At 64.7% G+C, this 23,450-nt stretch carries 25 protein-coding genes and 1 tRNA gene; 18 read left to right on the forward strand and 8 right to left on the reverse strand.

Going from position 1 to position 23,450, the window contains the following annotated elements; translation table 11 throughout:
- Positions 1–381: 381 nt before the first annotated feature.
- From U1703_RS15390 to U1703_RS15405, 4 genes are all read left to right on the forward strand, one after another.
- Positions 382–771 carry a hypothetical protein gene (locus U1703_RS15390; protein ID WP_332786386.1) on the forward strand — a complete coding sequence of 130 codons (390 nt, stop codon included), beginning with the start codon at positions 382–384 and terminating at the stop codon, positions 769–771.
- Positions 772–907: 136 nt separating this feature from the next.
- Positions 908–1,120, forward strand: coding sequence for a cold-shock protein (locus tag U1703_RS15395; protein ID WP_320450740.1), 213 nt, complete (start codon positions 908–910; stop codon positions 1,118–1,120).
- 94 nt (positions 1,121–1,214) lie between these two features.
- Positions 1,215–1,436 (forward strand): hypothetical protein, encoded by a 222-nt coding sequence (locus U1703_RS15400; RefSeq protein WP_320450741.1) that lies wholly within the window; start codon positions 1,215–1,217, stop codon positions 1,434–1,436.
- Between the two features lie 235 nt (positions 1,437–1,671).
- Positions 1,672–3,276 carry a DUF5597 domain-containing protein gene (locus tag U1703_RS15405; protein ID WP_443025821.1) on the forward strand — a complete coding sequence of 535 codons (1,605 nt, stop codon included), beginning with the start codon at positions 1,672–1,674 and terminating at the stop codon, positions 3,274–3,276.
- On the opposite strand, the gene U1703_RS15410 is transcribed toward U1703_RS15405, so the two are convergent.
- From U1703_RS15410 to U1703_RS15420, 3 genes are read right to left on the reverse strand one after another with little or no spacing between them, the layout of a single operon-like run.
- The gene (locus U1703_RS15410) at positions 3,267–4,862 is read right to left on the reverse strand and encodes a sensor histidine kinase (protein WP_332786388.1); all 1,596 of its coding nucleotides are present in this window, start codon (positions 4,860–4,862) and stop codon (positions 3,267–3,269) included. The genes U1703_RS15405 and U1703_RS15410 overlap by 10 nt on opposite strands.
- Positions 4,859–5,566 (reverse strand): response regulator transcription factor, encoded by a 708-nt coding sequence (locus U1703_RS15415; RefSeq protein WP_332786389.1) that lies wholly within the window; start codon positions 5,564–5,566, stop codon positions 4,859–4,861. Before U1703_RS15415 ends, U1703_RS15410 begins: the two co-directional genes overlap by 4 nt.
- Before the next feature lie 11 nt (positions 5,567–5,577).
- Positions 5,578–7,086: a DUF4153 domain-containing protein gene (locus U1703_RS15420; protein WP_332786390.1), complete on the reverse strand. Its 1,509-nt coding sequence runs from the start codon at positions 7,084–7,086 to the stop codon at positions 5,578–5,580.
- Between the two features lie 194 nt (positions 7,087–7,280).
- Between U1703_RS15420 and U1703_RS15425 the strand changes: the two genes are divergently transcribed.
- The 4 genes from U1703_RS15425 to U1703_RS15440 all read left to right on the forward strand — a co-directional run bounded on the left by U1703_RS15425 (position 7,281) and on the right by U1703_RS15440 (position 11,059).
- Positions 7,281–9,086 carry a DUF885 domain-containing protein gene (locus U1703_RS15425; RefSeq protein ID WP_332786391.1) on the forward strand — a complete coding sequence of 602 codons (1,806 nt, stop codon included), beginning with the start codon at positions 7,281–7,283 and terminating at the stop codon, positions 9,084–9,086.
- Between the two features lie 72 nt (positions 9,087–9,158).
- Positions 9,159–9,746 carry a hypothetical protein gene (locus U1703_RS15430; protein ID WP_332786392.1) on the forward strand — a complete coding sequence of 196 codons (588 nt, stop codon included), beginning with the start codon at positions 9,159–9,161 and terminating at the stop codon, positions 9,744–9,746.
- 166 nt (positions 9,747–9,912) lie between these two features.
- A complete protein-coding gene (locus U1703_RS15435) occupies positions 9,913–10,224 on the forward strand; it encodes a hypothetical protein (RefSeq protein ID WP_320450748.1) in 312 nt (103 codons plus the stop codon).
- A 115-nt stretch (positions 10,225–10,339) separates the two neighbouring features.
- Positions 10,340–11,059: a hypothetical protein gene (locus tag U1703_RS15440; protein ID WP_332786393.1), complete on the forward strand. Its 720-nt coding sequence runs from the start codon at positions 10,340–10,342 to the stop codon at positions 11,057–11,059.
- Here U1703_RS15440 and U1703_RS15445 read toward each other — a convergent pair.
- Positions 11,056–11,586, reverse strand: a complete 531-nt coding sequence (locus tag U1703_RS15445; RefSeq protein ID WP_332786394.1) for a GNAT family N-acetyltransferase — start codon at positions 11,584–11,586, stop codon at positions 11,056–11,058. The two genes, U1703_RS15440 and U1703_RS15445, sit on opposite strands and share 4 nt — an antisense overlap.
- 94 nt (positions 11,587–11,680) lie before the next feature.
- Between U1703_RS15445 and dxs the strand changes: the two genes are divergently transcribed.
- Both dxs and U1703_RS15455 read left to right on the forward strand, forming a co-directional pair.
- Positions 11,681–13,606 carry a 1-deoxy-D-xylulose-5-phosphate synthase gene (gene dxs / locus U1703_RS15450; RefSeq protein WP_332786395.1) on the forward strand — a complete coding sequence of 642 codons (1,926 nt, stop codon included), beginning with the start codon at positions 11,681–11,683 and terminating at the stop codon, positions 13,604–13,606.
- Complete coding sequence (locus tag U1703_RS15455) at positions 13,603–13,776, forward strand: hypothetical protein (RefSeq protein WP_332786396.1); 174 nt, start codon at positions 13,603–13,605, stop codon at positions 13,774–13,776. The genes dxs and U1703_RS15455 overlap by 4 nt, the downstream gene beginning before the upstream one ends.
- Before the next feature lie 321 nt (positions 13,777–14,097).
- On the opposite strand, the gene U1703_RS15460 is transcribed toward U1703_RS15455, so the two are convergent.
- The gene (locus tag U1703_RS15460) at positions 14,098–14,778 is read right to left on the reverse strand and encodes an RBBP9/YdeN family alpha/beta hydrolase (protein WP_320450753.1); all 681 of its coding nucleotides are present in this window, start codon (positions 14,776–14,778) and stop codon (positions 14,098–14,100) included.
- Positions 14,779–14,916: 138 nt separating this feature from the next.
- Between U1703_RS15460 and U1703_RS15465 the strand changes: the two genes are divergently transcribed.
- The 5 genes from U1703_RS15465 to proC all read left to right on the forward strand — a co-directional run bounded on the left by U1703_RS15465 (position 14,917) and on the right by proC (position 18,040).
- Positions 14,917–15,651 carry a TlyA family RNA methyltransferase gene (locus U1703_RS15465; RefSeq protein WP_332786397.1) on the forward strand — a complete coding sequence of 245 codons (735 nt, stop codon included), beginning with the start codon at positions 14,917–14,919 and terminating at the stop codon, positions 15,649–15,651.
- Positions 15,652–15,774: 123 nt separating this feature from the next.
- Positions 15,775–16,293, forward strand: coding sequence for a TspO/MBR family protein (locus tag U1703_RS15470; protein ID WP_443025823.1), 519 nt, complete (start codon positions 15,775–15,777; stop codon positions 16,291–16,293).
- A 21-nt stretch (positions 16,294–16,314) separates the two neighbouring features.
- On the forward strand, positions 16,315–16,587 hold the full coding sequence (locus U1703_RS15475) for an accessory factor UbiK family protein (protein WP_332786399.1): 273 nt from the start codon (positions 16,315–16,317) through the stop codon (positions 16,585–16,587).
- A 138-nt stretch (positions 16,588–16,725) separates the two neighbouring features.
- On the forward strand, positions 16,726–17,229 hold the full coding sequence (locus tag U1703_RS15480; RefSeq protein ID WP_320450757.1) for a type III secretion system chaperone family protein: 504 nt from the start codon (positions 16,726–16,728) through the stop codon (positions 17,227–17,229).
- A 1-nt stretch (position 17,230) separates the two neighbouring features.
- Positions 17,231–18,040 carry a pyrroline-5-carboxylate reductase gene (gene proC, locus U1703_RS15485; protein ID WP_332786400.1) on the forward strand — a complete coding sequence of 270 codons (810 nt, stop codon included), beginning with the start codon at positions 17,231–17,233 and terminating at the stop codon, positions 18,038–18,040.
- A gap of 239 nt (positions 18,041–18,279) precedes the next feature.
- Here proC and U1703_RS15490 read toward each other — a convergent pair whose 3' ends face one another.
- Entirely contained in the window at positions 18,280–18,777 is a 498-nt protein-coding gene (locus tag U1703_RS15490) for a MarR family transcriptional regulator (RefSeq protein WP_320450759.1), read from the reverse strand.
- 57 nt (positions 18,778–18,834) lie between these two features.
- Between U1703_RS15490 and U1703_RS15495 the strand changes: the two genes are divergently transcribed.
- The 3 genes from U1703_RS15495 to U1703_RS15505 all read left to right on the forward strand — a co-directional run bounded on the left by U1703_RS15495 (position 18,835) and on the right by U1703_RS15505 (position 21,588).
- Positions 18,835–19,932 carry a branched-chain amino acid aminotransferase gene (locus tag U1703_RS15495; RefSeq protein ID WP_320450760.1) on the forward strand — a complete coding sequence of 366 codons (1,098 nt, stop codon included), beginning with the start codon at positions 18,835–18,837 and terminating at the stop codon, positions 19,930–19,932.
- Between the two features lie 63 nt (positions 19,933–19,995).
- Positions 19,996–20,070: transfer RNA gene (locus tag U1703_RS15500), tRNA-Gln, on the forward strand.
- Between the two features lie 207 nt (positions 20,071–20,277).
- Entirely contained in the window at positions 20,278–21,588 is a 1,311-nt protein-coding gene (locus tag U1703_RS15505) for a tyrosine-type recombinase/integrase (RefSeq protein WP_332786401.1), read from the forward strand.
- 55 nt (positions 21,589–21,643) lie between these two features.
- Here the strand turns inward: U1703_RS15505 and U1703_RS15510 are convergent, their stop codons facing one another.
- Positions 21,644–22,429 (reverse strand): hypothetical protein, encoded by a 786-nt coding sequence (locus tag U1703_RS15510; RefSeq protein ID WP_332786402.1) that lies wholly within the window; start codon positions 22,427–22,429, stop codon positions 21,644–21,646.
- 103 nt (positions 22,430–22,532) lie between these two features.
- Positions 22,533–23,090: a hypothetical protein gene (locus U1703_RS15515; RefSeq protein WP_332786403.1), complete on the reverse strand. Its 558-nt coding sequence runs from the start codon at positions 23,088–23,090 to the stop codon at positions 22,533–22,535.
- Positions 23,091–23,450: the final 360 nt, after the last annotated feature.

The raw sequence follows: 23,450 nt of genomic DNA on the forward strand, positions 1-23,450 counted from the left end.
GGCTCCCTTTCACCTGTCTCGACCATCATCCAGAGAATATGCCCTCGCAAGCACATGGCGCTCGAGCGAAGGGGCCGTCATGGTGATGGTTTTGATGAAACGTCTGTAATGTCTTTTGGTGGCGGCAAAAATTATCCTGAGATAAATTTACTTCGGTCAGACCGATTCCGCGCGACGGAGCGGTGGTGACCTGATAGCGTCGATCATCGCCGGATTGGGTTATGCAAGCGCTGGTGACTGAGAGACATTCGTGCTCCCGCTTGTCGCGCCGGAGCCGTCCCTATCGATACCGTCCCGCTGCCGCAGGTCCGCTGCGATACCCGCTCCCAGAATTCTCCGTCGATCAGGACGTCGTCGGTACGGGCCCCCACCGTACGGACATTGTCCATCAAGGGGCCGGTCGTCATCACTCCGGGCGAGCGGCGCCGCGCCCATCGCGCGCTGCTGGACGGGATACGCGTCGTCGAGGATCGGATCGCACCGCTCTGGACGACCCCCGCCGCCGCCCTGTCGGAGCGTCGGCGTACGGTTCGGGCACGGGTGACCGCCAACGGGTTTCGCGAGCTCGACGTCCTGCTGGCGCACTGGGTGGGTATCGTGGCGATGCGCCCCGTCCGCATGGCCGAAATCGATTATTGGCGCGAAACCGATACGGTCGCCGATGCGGGCGGCATGACCTTTACGAAGGCCGAGATCCTGCGCATCGCGGACGAATATCGTCGCGCGGCACCACCTTCTTCGGATGCGGGTGGTTGCGATCTGGCGGCCTGATCCCCATATCCCTGTTGCTTTAGTCGCACATCGACGGTTTTTGGCGCCTGGCACGCCCTTCTTCCTTCTTTCCCTGCAGTCGAGGCCCCATTGGGTCCGCTGATCCCGGCCGACCCGTCATGCAAGGAAATAGGCTATGAGCCAGAACGGTACCGTCAAATTCTTCAATGCCGACAAGGGTTATGGTTTCATCACGCCGGACGCCGGTGGCACGGACGCCTTCGTTCATATCTCCGCCGTCGAGCGGGCCGGTATGATCACGCTCCAGCAGAACCAGCGCGTCGGCTATGAGCTGGAAGAAGACCGGCGCGGCAAGATGGCGGCGGTGAATCTCCAGCCCGTCGACTGATCTCGTGTCGCGGCGGGGCAATACCGGTTCAAACCGGCGAGGCCCCGCTGCCACCTGATCCTGCTGGCCTGTTTATCCGATGAAAGGCGTAACCATGCGCGACTCCGAAATCTTCGACCAACGGGCCACAGACTGTCGCGATCAGGCAGCGATCACCGACCTCGCCAATGTGCGTGAACGCTGTCTGCGTTCCGAGGCCGCCTGGGCGGCCATGGCGCAGCGTTCGCGCCGTACCGAGGCGGCACGCGATGCGCGCTCGCATACCGACACCCCGGCGCCTGTCGTGGCGGTGGCGGACACCGTGCAAGCGGTCTGAATCGGGTCGGGGCGAATGATCGCTCCTGACCATTGTATCTGAGATCGTCGAAAAAAGGCGGTCATGTATACCTTGCCGGGCGCTCCTGTCCGGCTGGCATAGATAGCCTGGGCTCGTATGGCGGGTCCGGCTTCCCCCCGATCTGCATACCCACCGCTTCCTACCCCCGTTGCCGCCCGTCGCCATCGCGTGCACTAAGAGCCGAACGATGGAGGGGGAAGCGATGCGCCGGGCAATGACATGGGCGATGTTGGCATTGGGATGGGCCATGCCGTTATCAGCGCAGTCCACGCAGGTGCCGAGGATCGTCAGCAACGGCGGTCGCCACGCCCTGATGGTCGATGGCCGCCCGTTCCTGATGCTGGGCGCACAGGTCAACAATTCCAGCAATTATGCCGCAGCGTTGCCGCAAGTCTGGCCGATGCTGGACCGCATCCATGCCAACACGATCGAAATTCCCGTCGCGTGGCAACAGATCGAGCCCGAAGAAGGCCGGTTCGACTTTTCCTTCGTCCAGACCCTGCTCGAACAGGCGCGCGCGCATGACAAGCGGGTCGTGCTGCTCTGGTTCGCGACCTGGAAGAACACCTCGCCCGGTTACACTCCCGATTGGGTCAAGCTGGACAACCGGCGCTTCCCCCGGATGAAGACGCGCGACGGCAAGGATCATTATGCCCTGTCGCCGATGGCGCGCACCACCCTGGAGGCGGACAAACGCGCATTCGTCGCGCTGATGACCTATCTGCGCGACCATGACGCCCAAAATACCGTCATCATGGTCCAGCCGGAGAATGAGGTCGGCAGCTATCGCAACCCGCGCGATTTTTCGGACATGGCGCAACGCTTGTTTGCGCAGGCCGTACCCGAGACGCTGACCCGCAAGCTGGGCAAGCCGCGCGGCGATTGGCGGACGGTGTTCGGGGCGCAGGCGGACCGGGCTTTCAATACCTGGTATACCGCGCGCTACATCGACGAGATCGTGGCCGCGGGGAAGGCGGTCAAGCCGCTGCCCATGTATGTCAATGCGGCGCTGGCGGGCCCTTCCAACGTCCCCGACCCCGACGGGGTGGCCAGTGGCGGACCGCAGCAGGACGTGCTCGACATCTGGAAGGTCGCTGCGCCCGCGATCGATGCCGAGGCACCCGATATCTACGACCGGGCCAGCGGCAATGTCGCCCTGTACCTCGACGCCTTTGCCCGCGCCGACAATCCGTTGCTGGTGCCCGAGATCGGCAATGGGCGCGAGTTCGCGCGCTATTTCTATGACGCGCTGGGCCGCAATGCGATCGGGTTCGCGCCGTTCGGCATGGATGACACGGGCTTCTTCAATTATCCGCTGGGGGCGCGAGCGCTGGATGCCGCCACCCTCGACGCCTTTGCCGGCCCCTATGGCGCGATCGCGGGCGTGATGCGCGATTGGGCGCAGGCGGCCTATGAGCATCCGACCTGGGGCGCCGCCAAGCCCGACGACGGCAGCGATCGTCAGACGGTGCTGGGTGACTGGCGCATCCGTGCCGAGTTCGGTCAGTGGCAGTTCGGCGAAAAGAGCTGGACCTGGCTGAAGTCCGATCCCGCGCCGTGGAAGGCCGAGCCGGTCGGCGGTATGGCCGTCGTCCAACTGTCACGTGACGAATTCTTGATGGTGGGCGATCACGTCCGCGCCCGCTTCGAGCCCGCGACACCCGATCCCCGTGCGATGGTCGTCCGTGTCGAGGAAGGGCATTTCGCGCAAGGTCGCTGGGTCATGGACCGGGTCTGGAACGGCGACCAGACCGATTATGGCATCAACATCATCGACCGGCCGGTCGTGCTGAAGGTGGTGATGGGTCGTTATCGCTGAGTGGCGGGCAGGGTCAGGGCCATGACGGTTCCGCGAGCCGCCTCACCCAGCGACAGCGTGCCGCCCGATCCCGCCAACAGCGCCCGCGCGATCGACAGGCCAAGCCCCGTTCCGCCACTGGTCCGACGCGAGGTGAAGAAGGGCTCGAAGATCCGCGCCCGGTCGCCAGGCGGGATACCGCCGCCATTGTCGATAACGGAAACGGTGACGGGATCGCCCGCCGCGATGCGGATCGTGATGGTATCGGCCCCCGCCTGAGCGGCGTTCTCGATCAGCGTGGTCAGCACGGCCTCCAGCGTGTCGGGCGCGATGACGGCGGCGATGGCGGGCGAATCCGCGTCGACCATGATGGATAAAGTCGCGCGGCGATGGGCGTCGGCCAGCTTCAACGCGACCGCGACGACGTCGCTTTCCCCGTCCGCCGCGACCGTCATGTCCGCGCGCGCCAGATCGAGCAGCCGCGAGACCAACAGGGTCAACCGCCCGGCATCGGCATCGGCATTGGCCAGGAACCGGCGGCGCTCGGCGTCGGACATTGTCGCACCATGATCCTGGAGCAGTTCGATCGCGCCGCGGATACCGGTCAGCGGCGTCTTGAACTCATGGCTGACCGCATAGGCGAAGTTGCGCAGGTAGAGCGAGCGGGCTTCGATCGCCTGCGCCATGGCGGCGAAGTCGCGGTAGAGGTCTTGGATCTCGATGGCGGCGGTTGCGGGAATGGCGGGTACGGAACCGCGCCCGGCCGCCACGTCGCGTGCGGCACCCTGCAATTCCTCGATGGGGCGGGCGATGCCGCGCGACAACAGGCCCGACAGCAGGATCAGCACCCCCAGGATACTCAATATGCCGATGACGATCTTGCCCCAGTCCTGATACAGGCCGACGAACAGCGACCGCGCCGATCGTGAGAGCAGCAGGACGCCGACGACGCGGCCGTCGACCAGGATCGGCCGTGCATGATGCACCCGCGTCGCGGCGGCACGCGATAGCCAGTCGAAGCGATAGATCGCCCGGTAGCGGGCATCGCGGCGCAGGACGGTGCGGGGCAGCCCGGTCAGCGCGGCGGCCACCTCGGGCAGCGACCGATAGTCACCGCGAAGCGCCGAGCCGGTGACGATGCGCCCATCGCGGTCGAGCAGGATGATCGACGCCAGCGTGGTCTGCCGCGTCGTCGCCAGGACCGGCGCGAGGCGGGTGGCGGCGGCCAGTGCGTCCGGTGCTACCCCTGTCGCGGGCTGTGGTCGCGGGCGTTCGGGCAGGATCGGCGTGGCGTTCAGGTCGACCGCCGTGGCGACCGCGCCGCCGTAAGGGCCGCCGCTATCCGCCACGACCCGCGTCACGGGCCGTCCCGGCGGCGCGGCGGGCCATAAGGCGGTGGCGCTGGCGGCGAGTGCGGCCCCTTGCGCCACCAGTTCGACCTCGGTCTGGCGGACAAGCGTATTCTCGTAGACGCGCAACGCCACCGCCCCGACACCGGGGAGGGCGGCGACCAGGAAGAAGCTGGCGAAGAGATAGGTGCGCAGCGACAGGCGCGGCCAGTGGCGCTTGGCCCAGGACTTGGCCCGTAATGCAGCGCGACCGATCACGCCGCCTCGCCGCTGCACGCCCCCAGCCGATACCCGATCCCGGCCCGTGTCTCGATCACATCGGTGCCGCCCCGCTCGGCGAACTTGGCGCGCAGGTTGCGGATATGGCTGTCGATCGTCCGGTCGGTGACGGCAAAGCCGGGGCCGTGCAGCCGGTCGATGATCGCGTCACGGCCGAACACCTTGGCGGGCATCACCGCCAGCGTGCGCAGGATCGAGAATTCGGTCACGGTCAGGGCTATGTCGACCCCGGCCCAGCGCGCCTGCCACCCCTCTATGTCCAGCGTCAGCCGGCCATGCCGGATCAGCGCCCCGGCACTCTCGACCGTCGGGGGGTGGGCATGGGTGCGGCGCAGGATCGCCATCACCCGCGCCACCACCTCGCGCGGGGAAAAGGGCTTCACGACATAATCGTCCGCGCCCAGCTCGATCCCCAGCACCCGGTCGATCTCGTCATCGCGCGACGACAGGAACAGGATCGGCGTGTCGCCGTCGCTGCGCAGGCGGCGACAGACCTCCAGCCCGTCCATGCGCGGCATGTTGATGTCCAGCACGACCAGATCGGGCCGGCGCGCGGCGACCTCGGCCAGCGCCGCCTCGCCGTCTGCGGCCTCGATCGTGTCGAGCCCCGCCTTGCCGAGCGCGAAGACGAGCAGTTGACGGATATTGGGATCGTCGTCGGCGACCAGGATCGTGCGGGGCATGGGGCACAGGATCACGGCCGGGACCCGCTCGTCAACTTGGGCTGTTCTTCGGCTGGATCGACCGGCCACGGCTCGCCGCCGCACAGGCGCGGGGCGGGGGCCGGGCGCAGGCCGATCCGTTTCTCCGCCGCCGCCATCCGCCGGGCGTTGCGCCAGGTCCAGCTATGCCAGTTCGCCTGCTGGGCCCGCGTTTCCGACATGATCCGTGCGATGATGTAACCGGTGCGGTCGCGCAGGATAGGCCCTGCCGCCCGCCGTTCGAGGGCGATCAGCGGCAGCAGTGCCGAAGCGCCCAACTGATCAAGATAGCAAAGGTCGATATCCTTCGCGCTCCGGGCATGGGCGACGTTCCAGCGTGCGGCGATCGCCCCCAGGTCGCTGGCGCATCCGGCGGTCAGCACGACGCCGGCGGCCAGCGCATTGGCGTTGACCAGCCACCGCACCGATCGCCCCCGCAACATCCGCCAGACGATCAGGACCAGCCCCAGCGCGACCAGACCCATCCAGGCAAGCGCCGCGATCCGCCACCCGCTGAGCGAAAAGGCGGCGATATAGTCGATGGTCCGCAGGATGCTGGAGGCGACGAGCAGCAGGTTCTGCGCGATCCATAGCAGGATCAGGCGGCGGACCAGCCGATCCCGCGACCGCCCGGCCAGCAGCACGAACCCGCCCGCCAGCAAGGCGGTGACGATCAGCGGATAGGCGCCGCGATGCGCATAATCGGCCAGCGTCACGCCACGGGGCAGGGGCGTGCCGCTCCACAGAAAGGCAAGGTCGAGCGCGTTCTGAACCGCGAAGATCAGGTTGAAGGTGACGAGCGACAGGACCAGGGTCGCACGCCCCATTTGTGGCAAGGCGGCCCCGCTGTTCCATGTCACCAAGCCCGGCGGCAACAGCGTCCGGCGCGGGCGCAGGCTCGACCAGACCATCACCAGGAAGACCAGCGAAAACAATGCGCGGGCCAACACATCGGAGAGATCGGGGAAACGGATCGCGGCAAAAGCCCGTTCGATCAGGGGATTGGCCTGGGCGAACAGGGTCAGGAACAGCGCGCTGCCTAGCACGGGCAAGACCAGTATCGCCGCCAGCGCGACGGCGCTCCGTCCGGGGCGGCGGCGGACACGCATGATGCGGGCAGCGTCGCGGAACGGGGCGGCGATGCTGCCGATGCCGTGGACGAACAACCGTCCGGCCCATTGGCGCGCGTCGTCGAACCGCCGCAGCGGCAACAGCGTCGCCATGCCGATCGAAACCCCGAACAACAGCCATTTCAGCGGCCCTGGATCATCGACCAGCAAAACGCCGAACAGCACCGCCACCGCGACCGCACCCCGCGCCGCTCGGCTGGCCCGGACGTCGGCGCGCAGCAACACCAGCATGATCGTCCAGGCAAGCGCGAAGCCGCCCAGCGTCCAGCCCGGCTCCTCGCCATAGAAAAACAAATGCGCCAGCCCGATCAGCGCGACGGCGCCGATCAGCTTTGCGTGGAAGGTGAAGCGTCTGGATGTCGTGACGGTCATGCCGAACTCCCTTGTCGGCTCACGCCATGCGGGGGCGCGGTCCAGAGCGGGTGGTGCGCGCCCTGTGCATTTCATCCGCTATCGATGCAGAAACGGTGCAGGGCTTGCCGCCGACGGGCGCGGATTATTAGCTTTGCTTCGGAGGATCAGCAGCTTAGCCTTTGATCCAACACCAATGTCACGGGTAAGACTTCATGCAGCGTCGCCAGTTTCTCGCCTCCGCCAGTCTTGTCGCCGCGACCACCGCGCTGCCGCGTTTCGCACAGGCTGCAAGTGGGGCGCGTGATGCCGAATTGCGGGCGATGCTGGACCGTTTCTTCTATGCCCGGCTGGACGATAGTCCGGAACAGGCGACCTCGCTTGGGCTGGACACGGGGCCGCGCGCCGCGCTGAAATCCCGGCTGGGCGATGCTTCGCGCGCGGGTGAGGCGCGCCAGTTCGCCCGCGCCAGCCAGGAACGCGCCGCGCTGCGCACGATCCCGCGCGACGCCCTGGGCGAAGCGGCACGGCTCGATTACGACATTGTCGGCTATGGCCTGGACCGGGTGATCGCGGGCGAGCGGTTTGCTTATGGCGCCAGCGCGGGGCGGTATGCGCCCTATGTGCTCAGCCAGTTGTCCGGGGCGTATCGCGACGTGCCCGACTTCCTGGCGAGCCAGCACCGCGTCACCAACGCCGCCGATGCCGACGCCTATGTCGCACGGGTCGAGGCTTTCGCGACCGCGATCGATGCGGAGACGGAGCGCCAGCGGCAGGATGCGGGCAAGGGCGTCTTTGCCCCCGACTACATCCTCGACACCACGCTCAAGCAACTCGCTGCCGTGCGTGACAAGGCGCCCGAGGCGACCGGTCCCGCGACCGACTTGGCCGCGAAGCTGAAGGCCGCCAACCTGCCGCCCGAGCGGGCCCAGGCGGTCGCCCGGCTGATGGCGGACAAGGTCTTCCCCGCGCTCGACCGGCAACGCGGCCTCGTGACCGAGTTGCGCGGTCGGGCGGTGCATGATGCGGGTGTCTGGCGGCTGCCCGATGGCGAGGCCTATTATACCGCCGCCGCGGCCGCCGCGACGACCACCGAAATGTCGGGTGACGATATCCATCGGCTCGGCCTGGCGCAGGTCGCCGAGATCGGCGGCCGGATCGATGCGATCCTGAAGGCGCAGGGCATGGGCCAGGGCAGCGTGGGCGAACGGCTGGTCGCGCTCAACCAGCGCCCGGATCAGCTTTATCCCAACACCGATCCCGGTCGCGAGGCCTTGCTGGAGCAGTTGCGTGCGCAGGTCACCGCCATGACCCGCCGCCTGCCCGAACAATTCGCCGTCCTGCCCAAGGCGCCGGTCGAGATTCGGCGCGTGCCCGAGGTGATCCAGGCAGGCGCGCCGGGCGGCTATTACCAGTCGGCCTCGCTCGACGGTTCGCGACCCGCCATCTATTTCATCAACCTGCGCGACACGTTCGACCGGCCCAAATTCGGTCTGGCGACGCTGACCTATCACGAGGCGGTGCCCGGCCATCACCTGCAGGTCATGTCAGCGTTGGAAAGCCAGGATATTCCACTGATCCGCAGGCGTGGTTTCTATTCGGGCTATTCGGAAGGGTGGGCGCTCTATTCCGAGCAACTGGCCGATGAGATGGGGATGTACGAAGGCAATCCGCTCGGTCAGGTAGGGTATCTGCAATCGCTGCTGTTCCGTGCCACGCGACTGGTCGTCGATTCGGGCATGCACGCCAAGCGGTGGAGCCGCGAGAAGGCGACCGACTATCTGATCGCCACCACCGGCATCGCGCGCGGTCGCAGCCAGGGGGAGATCGACCGCTACACCGTCTGGCCGGGGCAGGCGTGCAGCTACAAGATCGGGCATACCGTCTGGACGCGGCTGCGCGACGAAGCGAAAGCCAAGGCGGGGGCGAAGTGGGACCCCAAGGTTTTCCACCGGGTCCTGACGCTGGGGGCGATGCCGCTCGACGTGCTGGAGCGGGTGGTGCGCGAGCGAATGGTCTGAGGACCGCGACGGGCGCGGGGCTTGGCCAAGACCCTCATGCCTCGCTAGGGTCGAGGCGGAGGATCGAACAGCATGACCATCAACCGTTCCCATCTGGCCGCCCTTGTCCTGTCGCTGGCGACCTTGTCGGCTGGCACCCCGGTGGTCGCCGCCGATGTGCCGGGGAAAGCCCTGGGCGATTGGACATTGGCGCCCAGCGAGGACGGGCAGGGGTGTTTCCTGACCCGCATCTATGACCGGCCGGGCGACACGACGCTGCTGCTGGGGCTGGACCGCGACGGGTCGAACCATCTGACCGTCCTGAACGACAACTGGTCGATCAAGCCCAGGGAAAAGCTGTCGCTCGACTTCCGGCTGACGAACGGCGGCTATCCCCGTCATTTCGCGGTGGGACTCGAGGCGGACGGCAAGCGGGGCTTCGTCTCCAGCTTCGAGACGGCCTTTCCGACCTATCTGGCGAAGTCCCAGCGGCTGGACATTGCGCGCGGCGACGTACCGGTCGAACGACTGTCGCTGGATGGCAGCGGCGCGGCGATCGCGGCCCTGCGCCAGTGCGTGGCGGCGCGCAAGCTTGCCCCCGCCAAGCCATCGCGCATGACGCAAGCCGCCGACGATATCCCCCGCGATCCGTTTGCGAAAAGAGGCGGCCGCGACCGCTAATAGATGAACCTCATCTTAACAGATTTAAGATGAAAAAATGGCAAGATGAACAAATCGACAGTAATCATTTGGTCGAATAACTGGCACGGTCGAACAGATTGGGGATTGTCGAACTTTTCCCGCTCCGCTTCGTTGTTGCGGTTGGTTAACGATTGAAAGAACTGTTATGACTGCTTTTGCATCCAAATCCGTGCTCGCGCTCGTGACGCTCGCAGGGGCTGTCAGCCTTGGTGGCTGCGCGACGAAGTCCTTCGTGCGTGAACAGATCGCGCCGGTCAGCCAGCGTGTCGATGGACTCGAACAGCGGCTCCAGCAGACCGACGGCACTGCCAAGGCCGCACTGGCCGAGGCGCAGGCCGCATCGGGCCAGGCCCAGGCCAATGGCCAGCGTCTCGATCAGCTGGGCGGCCGTGTCGACGGCGTCGAGCAGCGGCTGACCGTGCAGGAGCAGAAGCCCGCGCGTCGCCCGCGCCACTGATAACGCAGGTCCGGGCGATCCCGGTCGCCGAACGCCATGCCGGTCCCTCCCCCTCGTCCGGGGGAGGGGCTGGCCTTTTGCCTGAGTATGCCGTCTCGATGATATTCCCGCCTCGATGAAATCCCTGATCCTGTCGCTGGCGGGCCTGACCCTGCTGGCCCCCTCGGTTGTCGAGGCGCGCCCCGTCGAACCGGCCAAGGCCACTGCGCGCAAGGTCGCCTCGAAGTCCAAGGCAAAGCCGAAGTCGAAGCCCGCGCCCGTCGTGGTCTCCGATCCCGTTCTGACCCCGTCACCGGCGGCGCAGCGGGTGATCGACTGGGTATCGGGGGCGCAGGACAATCGCGGCCTCCCCTGGGCGGTGGTCGACAAGGTGAACGCCACGCTGTTCCTGTTCGCCGCCAATGGCACCCGGCAGGCGGCGGTCCCCGTCCTGATCGGCATCATGCCGGGCGACGAGGCGAGCCCCGGCGTCGGCACCAAGACGCTGGCCTCGCTCGGTCCGGCCGAGAAGACGACTCCCGCCGGACGCTATCTGGCGAAGTTCGGCCTGCCGGTGGCGGGTCAGCGGGTGTTGTGGGTCGACTATGCGACATCGGTCGCGCTGCATCCGATCCCGAAGGATGCGGGCGCACGGGAGAAGCGGCGCGAGCGGATGCTGTCGCCGACGCCCGACGACAACCGCATCACCTTTGGCTGCATCAATGTCCCCCAGGCGTTTTACGCCCGGCAGTTGCGGCCGGCGTTCCGCAAGAAGGGCGGCTATGTCTATATCCTGCCCGACACGCGGCCGATCGAGGATGTCTTTCCCCGCCTGAGGGCGCAGGTCGGCGGCTAAAGCGGCTTGCCCATGCGGATGAGGGGCACCTGCACCCCATGGACGGGGGCGGAGCGGATCGATTCGATCGGCGTATAGCCGCAGGCGCGGTAGAGCGGCTCTCCCGCCAGCGTTGCCATCATCTCGGCCGCGGCAAAGCCCGCCTCGCGCGCTGCCGCCTCGCACCGCTCGAGGATGGCGCGGCCCAGTCCCTGCCGGGCGAAGTCGGGATCGACATACATCGCCCGGATGCGCGCGGGGTCGATCGCCGGATCGAGCATCGCGGCATCGCGCAGGCCATGGCTATGATCACCGCCATAGAGCGTCGCCCGCGCGCTCCATCCGCCACAGGCGGCCAATCGCCCGTCCCGTTCAGCGAGCAGATACGTGCCGTCGGCGATCAACTGCGTATCCAGTCCCATGACGGAGCGGCTGGCGACGATTTCTTCCGGCGACAGGAAATCCTGCTGCAGCACCGAAATGGCACGGTCCATCAACATGGCTATGGCGGGAATGTCGGCGGGGTCGGCCCAGCGGAAACGAAGCATCGCATCTTTTCGGGGCAATTTTCGGCCATCGTCAATGACGAAGACGTGAACAGTTACAATCGACACCACCGATTTGCTGGGATAAGCCGGTCGGATGGCAGACATTCCTCAGACCCCGCTGCTCGACACGGTTCACACGCCCGACGACCTGCGTCGGCTCGCCCCCGAACAGCTGCGGCAGCTCGCCGACGAATTGCGGACCGAGACGATCTCGGCGGTCGGCACCACTGGCGGCCATCTCGGCTCGGGGCTGGGGGTCGTCGAACTGACGGTCGCCCTCCATTATGTCTTCAACACGCCCGACGACCGGTTGATCTGGGACGTCGGCCATCAATGCTATCCGCACAAGATCCTGACCGGGCGGCGCGAGCGGATTCGTACTATCCGCCAGGGCGGCGGCCTGTCGGGTTTCACGAAGCGGTCGGAAAGCGAATACGACCCGTTCGGCGCGGCGCACAGCTCGACCTCGATCTCGGCCGCGCTCGGCTTTGCCATCGCCAACAAGCTGGCTGGCACGCCGGGCAAGGGCATCGCGGTGATTGGCGACGGCGCGATGTCGGCGGGCATGGCCTATGAGGCGATGAACAATGCCGAACAGGCGGGCAATCGCCTGGTCGTGATCCTGAACGACAACGACATGTCGATCGCCCCGCCGGTGGGTGGCCTGTCGGCCTATCTGTCGCGCATGGTGTCGAGCCGCGAGTTCCTGGGCGTGCGCGACGTGCTCAAGAAGCTCGCCAAGCGCTTCCCGCGTCCGATCCAGAAGGCGGCGCAAAAGACCGACGAGTTCGCGCGCGGCATGACCATGGGCGGCACGCTGTTCGAGGAGCTGGGCTTTTATTATGTCGGCCCGATCGACGGCCACAATCTCGACCATCTGATCCCGGTGCTCGAGAATGTCCGCGATGCCGAGCAGGGCCCGATCCTGATCCATGTCGTCACCAAGAAGGGCAAGGGCTATGCCCCGGCCGAGGCGGCGGCGGACAAGTATCACGGCGTGCAGAAGTTCGACGTGATCACCGGCACCCAGGCCAAGGCGCCGCCGGGACCGCCCGCCTACCAGAATGTCTTCGGCGAGGCGCTGGCCAAGGAAGCCGACAGCGATCCGCGCATCTGTGCGATCACCGCGGCCATGCCTTCGGGCACCGGCCTGGACCGCTTCGCGCAGACGCATCCCGAGCGCTTCTTCGACGTCGGCATTGCCGAGCAGCATGCGGTGACCTTCGCGGCGGGGCTGGCGGCGCAGGGCATGCGGCCCTTCTGCGCCATCTATTCGACCTTCCTCCAGCGCGCCTATGACCAGGTGGTTCATGACGTCGCGATCCAGAACCTGCCGGTCCGCTTCGCGATCGACCGCGCCGGGCTGGTCGGCGCGGACGGCGCGACCCATGCGGGTTCGTTCGACGTCACCTATCTCGCCAGCCTGCCCAACATGGTGGTGATGGCCGCCGCCGACGAGGCGGAACTGGTTCACATGGTCCATACCTGCGTCAACCACGATTCCGGGCCGATCGCGGTGCGGTATCCGCGCGGCAACGGTGTCGGCGTGGCGCTGCCCGAGACGGCGGAGCTGCTGGAGATCGGCAAGGGCCGCGTCGTGCGCGAGGGCAAGAAGGTCGCGATCCTGTCGCTCGGTACCCGCCTGGCCGAGGCGTTGCGGGCCGCCGACACGCTGGAGGCCAAGGGGCTGTCGACCTCGGTCGCGGACCTCCGCTTCGCCAAGCCGCTCGACGAGGCGCTGATCCGCCGGATGCTGACCACGCATGAAGTCGCGGTGACGATCGAGGAGAATGCGATCGGTGGCCTGGGTGCGCATGTCCTGACCATGGCGTCGGACGAGGGCCTGATCGACGGCGGGCTGAAGCTGCGCACCATGCGCCTGCCGGATGTCTTCCAGGATCAGGACAAGCCCGAGGTGCAATATGCCCAGGCTGGCCTGGACGCCGATGCCATCGTCGAGACGGTGCTGAAGGCGCTGCGCCACAACAGCGCCAGCGTCACCGAAGGCGCGCGCGCGTGATCCGCGGCTGGACCGCCGTCATCGTCTTCACGACGCTGGCGGTGGTCATGATGGTCGGCGTGAACGTGCGGATGTGGCGGCGGATGAAGGCCGCGACGATGGCGGCGAAGGCCGAGGCGGAGCGGGAAGCTGTTGAGGCGGAGCGGAACGAAGACCTCCGTTCCGCCTGAGCGGAGTCGAAGGCCCTGCGCTGACCCTTAGCAAAATCTGTTCCCCGGCGAAGGTCGGGGCCCAGTTTCCGCACGTTGGCGAACGCATTGTGAATTGGCGTGGGAGGCTATAGCCACCCATTGTGATAGCCTCCCACTCAGCGCCACTATCCTCTCTCAGCTTCGGCGAAACTGGGCCCCGGCCTTCGCCGGGGAACGCGGATTCATGATGCTTTCCCTTGCCCTTCTACGTCGCTCAGGCTGAGCGGGGCGGGGGCCTTCGACCACCTCCGTTCACGCTGAGCGAAGTCGAAGCGCACGCCTCGACCTTCGCCACAAACCTCACCGCCCCAGATAATGGGCCTGTGCCGCGTCCGTCGCATTCACCGCCAGCACTGCGCGCGCTTCGCTGGGCGGCAATGGCCCCGAGGGTGTCGGCCGGTCCATCCCGCTCGCCGCGATGACCCGGCCGAGCAGTTCCTGCCCCTCCTGCCACCAGCCGAGACCGCTGGCGGCATTGATATGCCCCTGCTGCCCAGCATCGACGAAATGACTCCCCCAGTCGACCGCCAGGCTGTGCGCGCGTTCGATCGAGATCCACGGATCGTCCTGGCTGGCGACCAGGATCGAGGGGAAGGGCAACGGCGTACGCGGGCTGGGCGCAAAGCCCTTGAGCGCGTCCGGCGCATCGGGCCGATCGACATCGGCCGGCGCGACCAGCAGTGCGCCAGCGACTGGCCAGCCATAGGGCTGCGGCGACAATTCGGCCCACCACGCCACCGCCAGACAGCCGAGCGAATGCGCCGCCAGGATGACGGGCGCCTGTGCCTGCCGGATCGCCTGGTCCAGCCGCGTGACCCAGGCGTTGCGATGCGGGGTCGACCACATGCCGAGTTCGACACGGATCGTGTCGGGTCGAGCCTCTTCCCACAGGCTTTGCCAGTGCGAGCGGCCCGAGCCGCCCAGCCCGGGCACGGTGAGGACCGTGGGTTTGCGGGCCTCATAGGATGCGAACGAACCCATATGGCATCTCCTCGAATGGGGTCGGGACGACTCCCGATCCTCACACACAAGATATTCCTACTAAAAAGATAGGCAATAGGGATCGCGTCCAGCGGAACACCGCTTGCGACGGACGGAGCCGGGGGGTAGGGGCGGGGCATGGCCAAGCTGCGTGTCGACCAGATGCTCGTGGACCGCGGACTCGTGGAATCCCGTTCGCGCGCGCAGGCGCTGATCATGGCGGGGCTCGTCTTTTCCGGTGAGACCAAGATCGCCAAGCCCGGCCAGCAACTGGCCGAGGATGCCTTGCTCGACGTGCGCGGGCGCGATCATCCCTGGGTCTCGCGTGGCGGCATCAAGCTGGCGCATGGGCTCGACCATTTCGGCTGGGACGTGACCGGCGCCGTCGCGATCGACGTGGGCAGCTCGACCGGCGGTTTCACCGACGTGCTGCTGCAAAAAGGCGCGGCGCGCGTCTATGCAGTGGACAGCGGCACCAATCAGCTCGCCTGGTCGCTGCGCCAGGACCCTCGCGTGATCGTGCACGAACAGACCAGCGCGCGCATCCTGACCGAGGCGCATATTCCCGAACCAGTCGATATCATCGTCTGCGATGCCAGCTTCATCGGCTTGGCCAAGGTGCTGGAGCGGCCGCTGACCTTTGCCGGGCCGGGCGCGCGTCTGCTGGCGCTGATCAAGCCGCAGTTCGAGGCGGGGCGTGAAGAAGTCGGCAAGGGCGGGGTCGTCCGCGACGCGGCGGTGCATCAGCGGGTCTGCGATCAGGTCGTCGCATGGCTGACGGGCAGCGGCTGGACCGTCGCCGGGGTCGTGCCGAGCCCGATCACGGGCCCGGAGGGCAATATCGAGTTTCTGGTGGCCGCATCCCGAAATTGAACGGGACGAGTAGGATAACGTTCACCTTGTCCGTTTACGGCAACCCGTCACTCGGGCAGACCGGCGGGCATCATGGCGAAAGAGAGACGAGTGGGTACGATCGCGTCGAAGGGGCAGTTGCGCATGTCTTTCCTGCGCTGGGCGATCGTCATCGTGCCGCTGATCCTGCTGCTGGGCTTCGCGTCCGGACGGGTGGTGCCGGCGGGTAGCGAGAATAGCTGGTATGTCGCCCTCACCAAGCCCGAGCTGAACCCCCCGGGCTGGATCTTCCCCGTCGTCTGGACGACGCTCTATATCATGATCGGGCTGGCGCTGGCGATGATCGTTCATGCGCGGGGCGCTCGCGGGCGGGGCCTTGCGATCGGGCTGTTCGTGGTCCAGTTCGCGCTGAACCTGGCATGGACGCCGCTGTTCTTCGGCGCGCATCGGGTGAGCGCGGCGCTGTTCGTCATTGTCGCGATCCTGATCCTGTCGATCGTGACCACCATCGCCTTTTCGCGCATCCGCAAGGGCGCGGCCTGGCTGATGGTGCCCTATCTGGTCTGGCTGTCCTTTGCGGGCGTGCTCAACTGGCGGATCGACCAGCTCAATCCGGATGCGGAAAGGCTTGTGCCGGGCGCGCAGACCTCCCAAATGCTGTGAAACGATTTTCGGGAATTTGATATGCAGGCCGACAACAAGCTGTTCGACGATTTCGCCAAGGTGATGAACGGCCTGGCGGGCACCGTCGCGGGGATGGGGCGCGAGGCGGAGTCGAGTGCACGCACCCGCGCGCGCGAATGGATCGGCGGGCTCGATTTCGTCAGCCGCGAGGAATTCGAAGTCGTCAAGGCGATGGCCGTCGCCGCGCGTGATGAGGCCGATGCACTGAAGGCCCGTCTGGACGCGCTGGAAGCGCGTCTGGGCGCGTCGTCGACGGTCGGGTCCGAATCCTGATCACTGATCCTGTGTCGGGAGGGCTGCCTGCGTCGGTGACGGGGGCAGCTATCCACAGAAATCGGCCTGCTGCTGCTTGCGGCGGAACCCGGAGCGGTGCAACCTGCATCGGTCTGGGTTTGTTCGCAAAGGCCGGTTATGCTTGAATCGACCGATCATGAAGCCGATGACTCGGCCCCCATCGATATGCTGGAGGCGTATTTCGCCGCGCATGGATGGGAGCATGAGCGTCACGACGAGGAAATCGTCGCGACCGTCAAGGGCAGCTGGGCCAGCTACGAGTTGCGCGCGCTGTGGCGCGACGACGACAGCGTCCTGCAATTCCTGGCCTTTCCCGACATCAAGGTCACCGACGATCGCCGCTCCAGCATCTATGAGGCCCTGGCGCTGGTGAACGAACAGCTGTGGATCGGCCATTTCGAGCTGTGGTCCAACAGCGGCATCCTGCTGTATCGCCACGCCGCGATGGTCGATGGCGGCGAGGAGGGCACCATCTCGCTCTCTGCGACCGAGTTGCTGGTCGAATCGGCGATCGAGGAATGCGAGCGTTTCTACCCCGTGTTCCAGTTCGTCCTGTGGGGCGGCAAGACCCCCCGCGAGGCACTGGCCGCCGCATTGATCGAGACGCAGGGCGAGGCCTAGCATGAACGATACGCGTTTCCCCGAGGGGCCGATCTGGCTCGTCGGGTGTGGCAACATGGCGGGCGCGATGCTGCGTCGCTGGCTGGCCGAAGGGCTTGATCCCGCCCAGGTCACCGTCATCACGCGCAGCGGGACGCGCGCGCCGGAGGGCGTCCGCTCGCTGACCGTGCTGCCGGTCGACGAGACGCCGGCTGTCCTGATGCTTGGGTTCAAGCCGCAACAGCTCGATGACATCGCGCCGACGCTGGCGCATCTGAACCCTGCGCTGCTCCTGTCGATCCTGGCGGGTGTCGAGGAACAGGCGCTGGCCGACCGGATTCCGGCGGGGGCGGTGGTGCGGATGATGCCCAACCTGCCGGTCGCGATCGGGCAGGGGGTTACCGCACTCTACACCCGTTCGGCCGATCCCGCCGTTCGGGCGGCCGCCGATGCGCTTGCCCGTCCGCTGGGCCTAGCACCCTGGGTCGAGGATGAAGCACGGTTCGATGCGGTCACCGCACTGGCCGGATGCGGCCCGGCCTTCGTATTCCGCTTTATCGATGCCCTCGCCCAGGCGGGTATAGCTTTGGGGTTGGACTCCGCGCTGGCCCAGCAACTCGCACTTGCAACGGTCGACGGGGCAGGGGCCATGGCGATCGGAGCCGAAGCACCGCCTGCCGTCCTGGCGGACCGCGTGGCCAGCCCGGGCGGCTCGACCCGCGAAGGGCTGAACGTGCTCGACGCCGGGGATGCGCTCAAGCGGCTCATGGCCGACACGGTTGCCGCCTCCGAGCGGCGTAATCGAGAAATGGCGCAAGCGGCCCGGCGCTGATCGGACAAGAGGACGGAATTGCGGCTCTGCGCAGTTGGTCCCCTTGCACGGCAGGCATCAAGCCCAAAGGGACAGTGGGCGAAGTTCGGCAAGTCCATGATCGGCATCATGTTCGATATCAATCGATCGCCCGGCGCAGCCGAATGAGGCTGAGCAGGCCATATCGTCTCTGCGTCCTCCGCGCATCTGCGCGAGCCTCATTCTTCACGTCGCGCCCTCGCGGCACCGCGCGAAAAACCTCAGCCGTCGTTCGACCGCAAATCCTCGATCCGCGCCCGCTCGTTTTCGGGGATGAACCCTTCCAGCACGGTCCAAAAGCCAGTCACCGCCTGCTGACCCGCCCTCGCATAGGCCTTGGACAGCTTTTCGCGCAGCGCGTCGAACAGCTCGGCCTCCATCGCGGCACCCGTCGGGGTGAGCCGCAACAAACGCTGGCGCCGATCGCGATCGCCCGGCCGCGTTTCGACCAGATCGCGCATCGCCAGTTCGTTGAGCACCCGGCCGAGGGATTGCTTAGTGATCGCCAGAAGCGAGAGCAGCTCGCTGACCGTCATGTCGGGCTTGCGGGCCATGAAATAGAGCGCACGATGATGGGCACGGCCCAACCCCTGCGCGGCGAGGCCGCGATCGATTGAGCGTACGAGGTGACTATTGCCGAAATACAGCAACTCCATTCCTCTGCGAAGTTCGGGCTCGCGGAGAAATTGTGCCGATGCGGACTGGTTCGAGGCAGCCATGTTGACCCGTCTACTCACACGCCCTAGGCCACGGCAACCCAAAACAGAGAGATGATCATGGAAGCGCATCAGTCCCTTACGTTTCGGTTCGATCCCAGCCAGACCCCGGTCGAGGCGAGCGAGCGGTCCGCGCGTCTGGTCGACCCCGGTTTCGGGCGCGTCTTCACCGATCATATGGCCCTGATCCGCTATAGCGACGAGCAGGGCTGGCACGATGCGCAGATTACCGCGCGCGCCCCGTTGCAGCTCGATCCGGCCGCGTCGGTCCTGCATTACGCGCAGGAAATCTTCGAGGGGATGAAGGCTTACCGGCTGGCCGATGGCGGCACGGCACTGTTCCGGCCTGAGGCGAATGCCCGTCGCTTCCAGGATTCGGCGCGGCGCATGGCGATGCCCGAATTGCCCGAGAACCTGTTCCTGGAATCGGTCGAGCGGCTGGTCGAAATCGAGCGGAACTGGATTCCCGAGCAGGATGGCGGCGCGCTGTATCTGCGCCCCTTCATGTTCGCCAGCGAGGTGTTCCTGGGTGTGAAGCCCTCCGCCGAATATCTCTACATGGTCATCGCCTCGTCGGTCGGCGCCTATTTCAAGGGCGGCGCGCCTGCGGTGTCGATCTGGGTCAGCCAGGGCTATACCCGCGCGGCCCCCGGCGGCACCGGGGCGGCCAAGTGCGGGGGCAACTATGCCGCCAGCCTGCTGGCGCAGAAGGAAGCCATCGCCAACGGATGCGACCAGGTGGTCTTCCTGGATGCGGTCGAGCGCCGCTGGGTCGAGGAACTGGGCGGCATGAACGTGTTCTTCGTGTTCGATGACGGCAGCCTTGTGACGCCGCCGCTGACCGGCACGATCCTGCCCGGCATCACCCGCGATTCGATCCTGACCATCGCCCGCGCGCAAGGCCTGACCGTGCGCGAGGAGCCCTATGCCATCGACCAGTGGCGCGCCGACGCCGCCAGCGGTCGCCTGGTCGAGGCGTTCGCCTGCGGCACAGCCGCCGTCGTCACCCCGATCGGCAGCGTCGCCGAGCCGGCGGGCCGCTTCACCATCGGCAGCGGCGGTCCCGGCCAACTGACCACCAGCCTGCGCGAACAACTGGTCGCCATCCAGCGCGGCCAGGCCCCCGACCCGCACGGCTGGATGCGTCGCCTGGGTTGATCTTTTCGAAGGAATAAGGGCTTTTCAAGAGCAGCGCGCCGGGTATAAGGCGCGCCTCTCCACTGGGGCGTCGCCAAGCGGTAAGGCAACGGTTTTTGGTACCGTCATACGCAGGTTCGAATCCTGCCGCCCCAGCCACCGCCGATCTCACTGTCCACAAGGCAAGGCACTGAGTTCGCGGCTATATTTCATAAAAAGTGGTAGGACACGGTCGGCCAAATTAGGCCATTTCGGGACACCTATTGTGTCACAAATTCTGTGTCTTCACTGTCTCCGGGCGAGGTTTTGTGTCCGGTTTGTGCCCGGCTCTGTGTCCGATTTGTGGCCTCGCAATGGGGTCGATTCGTGTCAAAGCTCACTGCAAACATTCTTGCCGCCCACTCGGTCGGATCGCTCAGCGATACGCAAACGCCCGGCCTGACGCTCGACGTCACTCCCGGCGGCAAAAAGCTCTGGCGGTTCAAGCGCCGCGTTCCTGCCCGCGATCTTGATGGCCAACCGTCCCGCGACGCCGGGGTGATCGTCAAACAATCGGGCGGCACCTATCCGGCGACGAACCTTCAGGCTGCGCGCCGATGGGCTGGAACGATCAACGCTGAGGTCGAAGCCGGGCGCGATCCGGGGAAGGCGCGCCGTGAGGCCAAGCGGATCGAAATCATGACCGTCACGGCGGCTCACCGTCTTTACATGGTCGCCGTGGGGAAGGGGACTGCGTCGCGTGAGCGGCGAGTTCCCAAGCCCCGCACGGTCAAAGACAAGCTCGCCATTTTCACGCGCGACATTGAGCCCCGGATTGGTGCGAAATCCGTCTACGAGGTGAAGGAGAGCCATTTGGTCGCGATGGTGAAGGCCAAGGCGATGGTCGCGCCTGTCCGCGCCAACCGGCTAATCGCCGAACTCAAGGTCTTCTTCAATTGGTGTTGCTCACTGGACGCCAGCGACAGCATCGCGCTTGAGGTCAATCCGGCGACCCGGCTTCATCAGCTTGCGACGGATGAGACGGTTGACGCGCATGGCAACCGCAAAAATACGCGCACGCTCTCGGATGCAGAGATTGGGCTGTTCTTTCAGGCGCTGGCCGTTGAGCGAGAGACATATCGCCGGGGTTTCGCTCTCATGCTCCTGACCGCGTGCCGCATTCAGGAAATCGCTCAGGCCAAGGCGTCTTCGATCCGCGATGGCGTCTGGTATCGTGAGGCCAGTGACGTGAAGAACGGTGAGGACCACGCGATCCCGCTAGGGGCATGGGGGCGGGCATTGGCGATCGGTGGATCAGAATGGGTCCTGCCCTGCGAAAACGATCCCAAAAAGCCGCAGCGCTACGTCTGGTACAAGGTCCGTGATCGCCTCATCAAACGAATGACCGAGGCGAATGGCGGTCCTGTCGGACACTGGAAGCCGCATGACCTTCGGAGGACCGTCAGGTCGAATACGCGGAGATTTGGCATCGACCACCTTACCGCCGAAGCAATGTTGGCTCACAAGCTCCCTGCGGGCGTCGAGCGTATCTATGACCGCCACGACCCCATTGACGATCTGCGGCGGGCCTATGGCGCTTGGGAGGCCCATTTGGCGGTAATTGTTCGGGAGGCCGGTCTAGGCGAGGTCTTTAGTCTTCCGTGTGCTAAGGAGGCGGAAATCTCAATTGCAGCCTAATCCGGCCTTCAGCATTTTCTCGAAAAATTCGATTTTTGATTCAAGATTGCTTAGATTAATCTCTGCTAGCCATTCTATCCTTGATCGTGTCCACGATATTTTGTGACCACGCTTTATAGCCTTTTAAAAGTGAAGGTAAATAATCTAAAGATACCACATTAACTCGTGTAGTTATCTCTCTATATTTCTTTGAATGATAGTGTTGCAGGTAAACCAAATGTGAAGCTTTTTTAGCGACAAGCTCTGAAGAATCATCGGGAAAATAGCATTCGTAAAGTGGTGCGTCGACAACCAAGATAGGAATAAAAAGGCTCAAATCCTTTGACGTGTCATTGTATGGCTCTTCCGTTGTCTCCGACCAGTGTACCGCCGCCTTGAAGGCGGATATTATGCCACTCCGAATCTGGCTTTCGCCGCTACCCTTAGAAACCGTGTATGATCTGCAAATTCTTTCAGGTCGTATTAGTGGTTGTTTGGCTACGAAATTCCTATATGGTAATATGCTGTTATCGATGCCCTGCATCCATTTCAGCATGCTGTATCCAGTTCCCCCTTCATACTCACGTGGAGAATTTGAGAAGAATATAAAGGGATGCACTGACTTTTTTACCTCAATGCATAGATGTATATTACATGTAACCTCTTCTCCGTCTTTGGTGTACCGAGAGCCAAAGTAGGCAAGCGCGTCTAATTCGCGACCTTTGTCCTCATCTTTGTCGATGTAGTAAACACTTTGGCTGACTGACCATCGCTCGGATCTCAATATGGCCGCGACCTTAAGTTCCGTGTCAAATCCGGAAGATTTTGCAACAGATAGTATATGGTCAGTTATTTCAGACATAACATTCTGTCCCCATTTAAATTATATTATAGAAAATGGTGATTTAGACGATCTAATTTCGTGAGGTCACTGCGAATGCATTCAATAATATAGGTAGATTTTTCTATAAGACATCGGGAAGCTGCGGCGCAATTTCGACCTTCGCGATTTCGAGCATGGGGGTGACAGCTTCATCAAAAATCTCTCGTGTCGTGGCGTAAATCAGGGGAGGGATGTCGTCTTCATCCACGGCCTCCAACCGCGCTTCTATCTGCTCGAACCCCTCCACGAATGCATCGCTCAGGAGAAGGCGCGCCCGCTCGTATTCCTCTTTGGTGGACCGCCATTTATCCCAAAGGTCGCGGCTCGCGTGGCCAAAGGCGTCCGATTGATAATACTCTTCCGGGTCCATGTAGCCATCATGGAAGCCGTCATTCACGACGTTCGCGGCCTTCGCTGTGGCTCGAAGCCCTGCGATGATGGACGTGTAGGCCTCTTTGCGTACGTCCCAGAGGCGATCCTGCGTGTATTTGTGCCGCTCTATTTCGAGCATGTCGCGGGCGGTCTTCAAGGCGCTGGCTTGGTTCAGGCGGCTGCCGATCACGGTTCCCGCCAGTGTGCCTGCAACGGTGACAATAACGCCGCCTGTCCCGATGATCGCCGCCAATACAGTGCTGTCCATTATTAGACCCCTCTGTCACTCCACTCGTCGCAAAGCCGAAGATGAGCGCGGTGCGCGTCGTTGTCTATGTGATGGACGGTGAACGCGACCGTCTAGGGCAAGGAAACGTGCGACAAATGCAAAAATTTTTAGGTGACGGTTAAGAGCCACTCAGAAGGTCTCAGAGGGTTTTCAGAGGCCTTGTAGAAAGCCTTTCTACAAGAGGCAGAGGTTGACGAACGCGGCGGATTATGGCACATGACGTGCTCCCCGGAAATCATGCCATTGGTAAGTTAGCTCGTCAGATGGAGACGAGCGATGCGGCGAGGCCGTTTTACCGAGGATCAGATCATAGGCGTGCTGCGTGAGCACGAGGCTGGC

Origin of the sequence: Sphingomonas flavida (assembly GCF_036663655.1) — a bacterium.
GTDB lineage: Bacteria > Pseudomonadota > Alphaproteobacteria > Sphingomonadales > Sphingomonadaceae > Sphingomonas.

Excerpts from the sequence above, each read along its gene's own strand:
- U1703_RS15395 (WP_320450740.1), top strand. The coding sequence starts at position 908 with ATGAGCCAGAACGGTACCGTCAAATTCTTCAATGCCGACAAGGGTTAT.
- U1703_RS15400 (WP_320450741.1), top strand. The coding sequence starts at position 1,215 with ATGCGCGACTCCGAAATCTTCGACCAACGGGCCACAGACTGTCGCGAT.
- U1703_RS15405 (WP_443025821.1), top strand. The coding sequence starts at position 1,672 with ATGACATGGGCGATGTTGGCATTGGGATGGGCCATGCCGTTATCAGCG.
- U1703_RS15415 (WP_332786389.1), bottom strand. The coding sequence starts at position 5,566 with ATGCCCCGCACGATCCTGGTCGCCGACGACGATCCCAATATCCGTCAA.
- U1703_RS15420 (WP_332786390.1), bottom strand. The coding sequence starts at position 7,086 with ATGACCGTCACGACATCCAGACGCTTCACCTTCCACGCAAAGCTGATC.
- U1703_RS15425 (WP_332786391.1), top strand. The coding sequence starts at position 7,281 with ATGCAGCGTCGCCAGTTTCTCGCCTCCGCCAGTCTTGTCGCCGCGACC.
- U1703_RS15430 (WP_332786392.1), top strand. The coding sequence starts at position 9,159 with ATGACCATCAACCGTTCCCATCTGGCCGCCCTTGTCCTGTCGCTGGCG.
- U1703_RS15435 (WP_320450748.1), top strand. The coding sequence starts at position 9,913 with ATGACTGCTTTTGCATCCAAATCCGTGCTCGCGCTCGTGACGCTCGCA.
- U1703_RS15440 (WP_332786393.1), top strand. The coding sequence starts at position 10,340 with ATGAAATCCCTGATCCTGTCGCTGGCGGGCCTGACCCTGCTGGCCCCC.
- U1703_RS15445 (WP_332786394.1), bottom strand. The coding sequence starts at position 11,586 with ATGCTTCGTTTCCGCTGGGCCGACCCCGCCGACATTCCCGCCATAGCC.
- dxs (WP_332786395.1), top strand. The coding sequence starts at position 11,681 with ATGGCAGACATTCCTCAGACCCCGCTGCTCGACACGGTTCACACGCCC.
- U1703_RS15460 (WP_320450753.1), bottom strand. The coding sequence starts at position 14,778 with ATGGGTTCGTTCGCATCCTATGAGGCCCGCAAACCCACGGTCCTCACC.
- U1703_RS15465 (WP_332786397.1), top strand. The coding sequence starts at position 14,917 with ATGGCCAAGCTGCGTGTCGACCAGATGCTCGTGGACCGCGGACTCGTG.
- U1703_RS15470 (WP_443025823.1), top strand. The coding sequence starts at position 15,775 with ATGTCTTTCCTGCGCTGGGCGATCGTCATCGTGCCGCTGATCCTGCTG.
- U1703_RS15475 (WP_332786399.1), top strand. The coding sequence starts at position 16,315 with ATGCAGGCCGACAACAAGCTGTTCGACGATTTCGCCAAGGTGATGAAC.
- U1703_RS15480 (WP_320450757.1), top strand. The coding sequence starts at position 16,726 with ATGCTTGAATCGACCGATCATGAAGCCGATGACTCGGCCCCCATCGAT.
- proC (WP_332786400.1), top strand. The coding sequence starts at position 17,231 with ATGAACGATACGCGTTTCCCCGAGGGGCCGATCTGGCTCGTCGGGTGT.
- U1703_RS15490 (WP_320450759.1), bottom strand. The coding sequence starts at position 18,777 with ATGGCTGCCTCGAACCAGTCCGCATCGGCACAATTTCTCCGCGAGCCC.
- U1703_RS15495 (WP_320450760.1), top strand. The coding sequence starts at position 18,835 with ATGGAAGCGCATCAGTCCCTTACGTTTCGGTTCGATCCCAGCCAGACC.
- U1703_RS15510 (WP_332786402.1), bottom strand. The coding sequence starts at position 22,429 with ATGTCTGAAATAACTGACCATATACTATCTGTTGCAAAATCTTCCGGA.
- U1703_RS15515 (WP_332786403.1), bottom strand. The coding sequence starts at position 23,090 with ATGGACAGCACTGTATTGGCGGCGATCATCGGGACAGGCGGCGTTATT.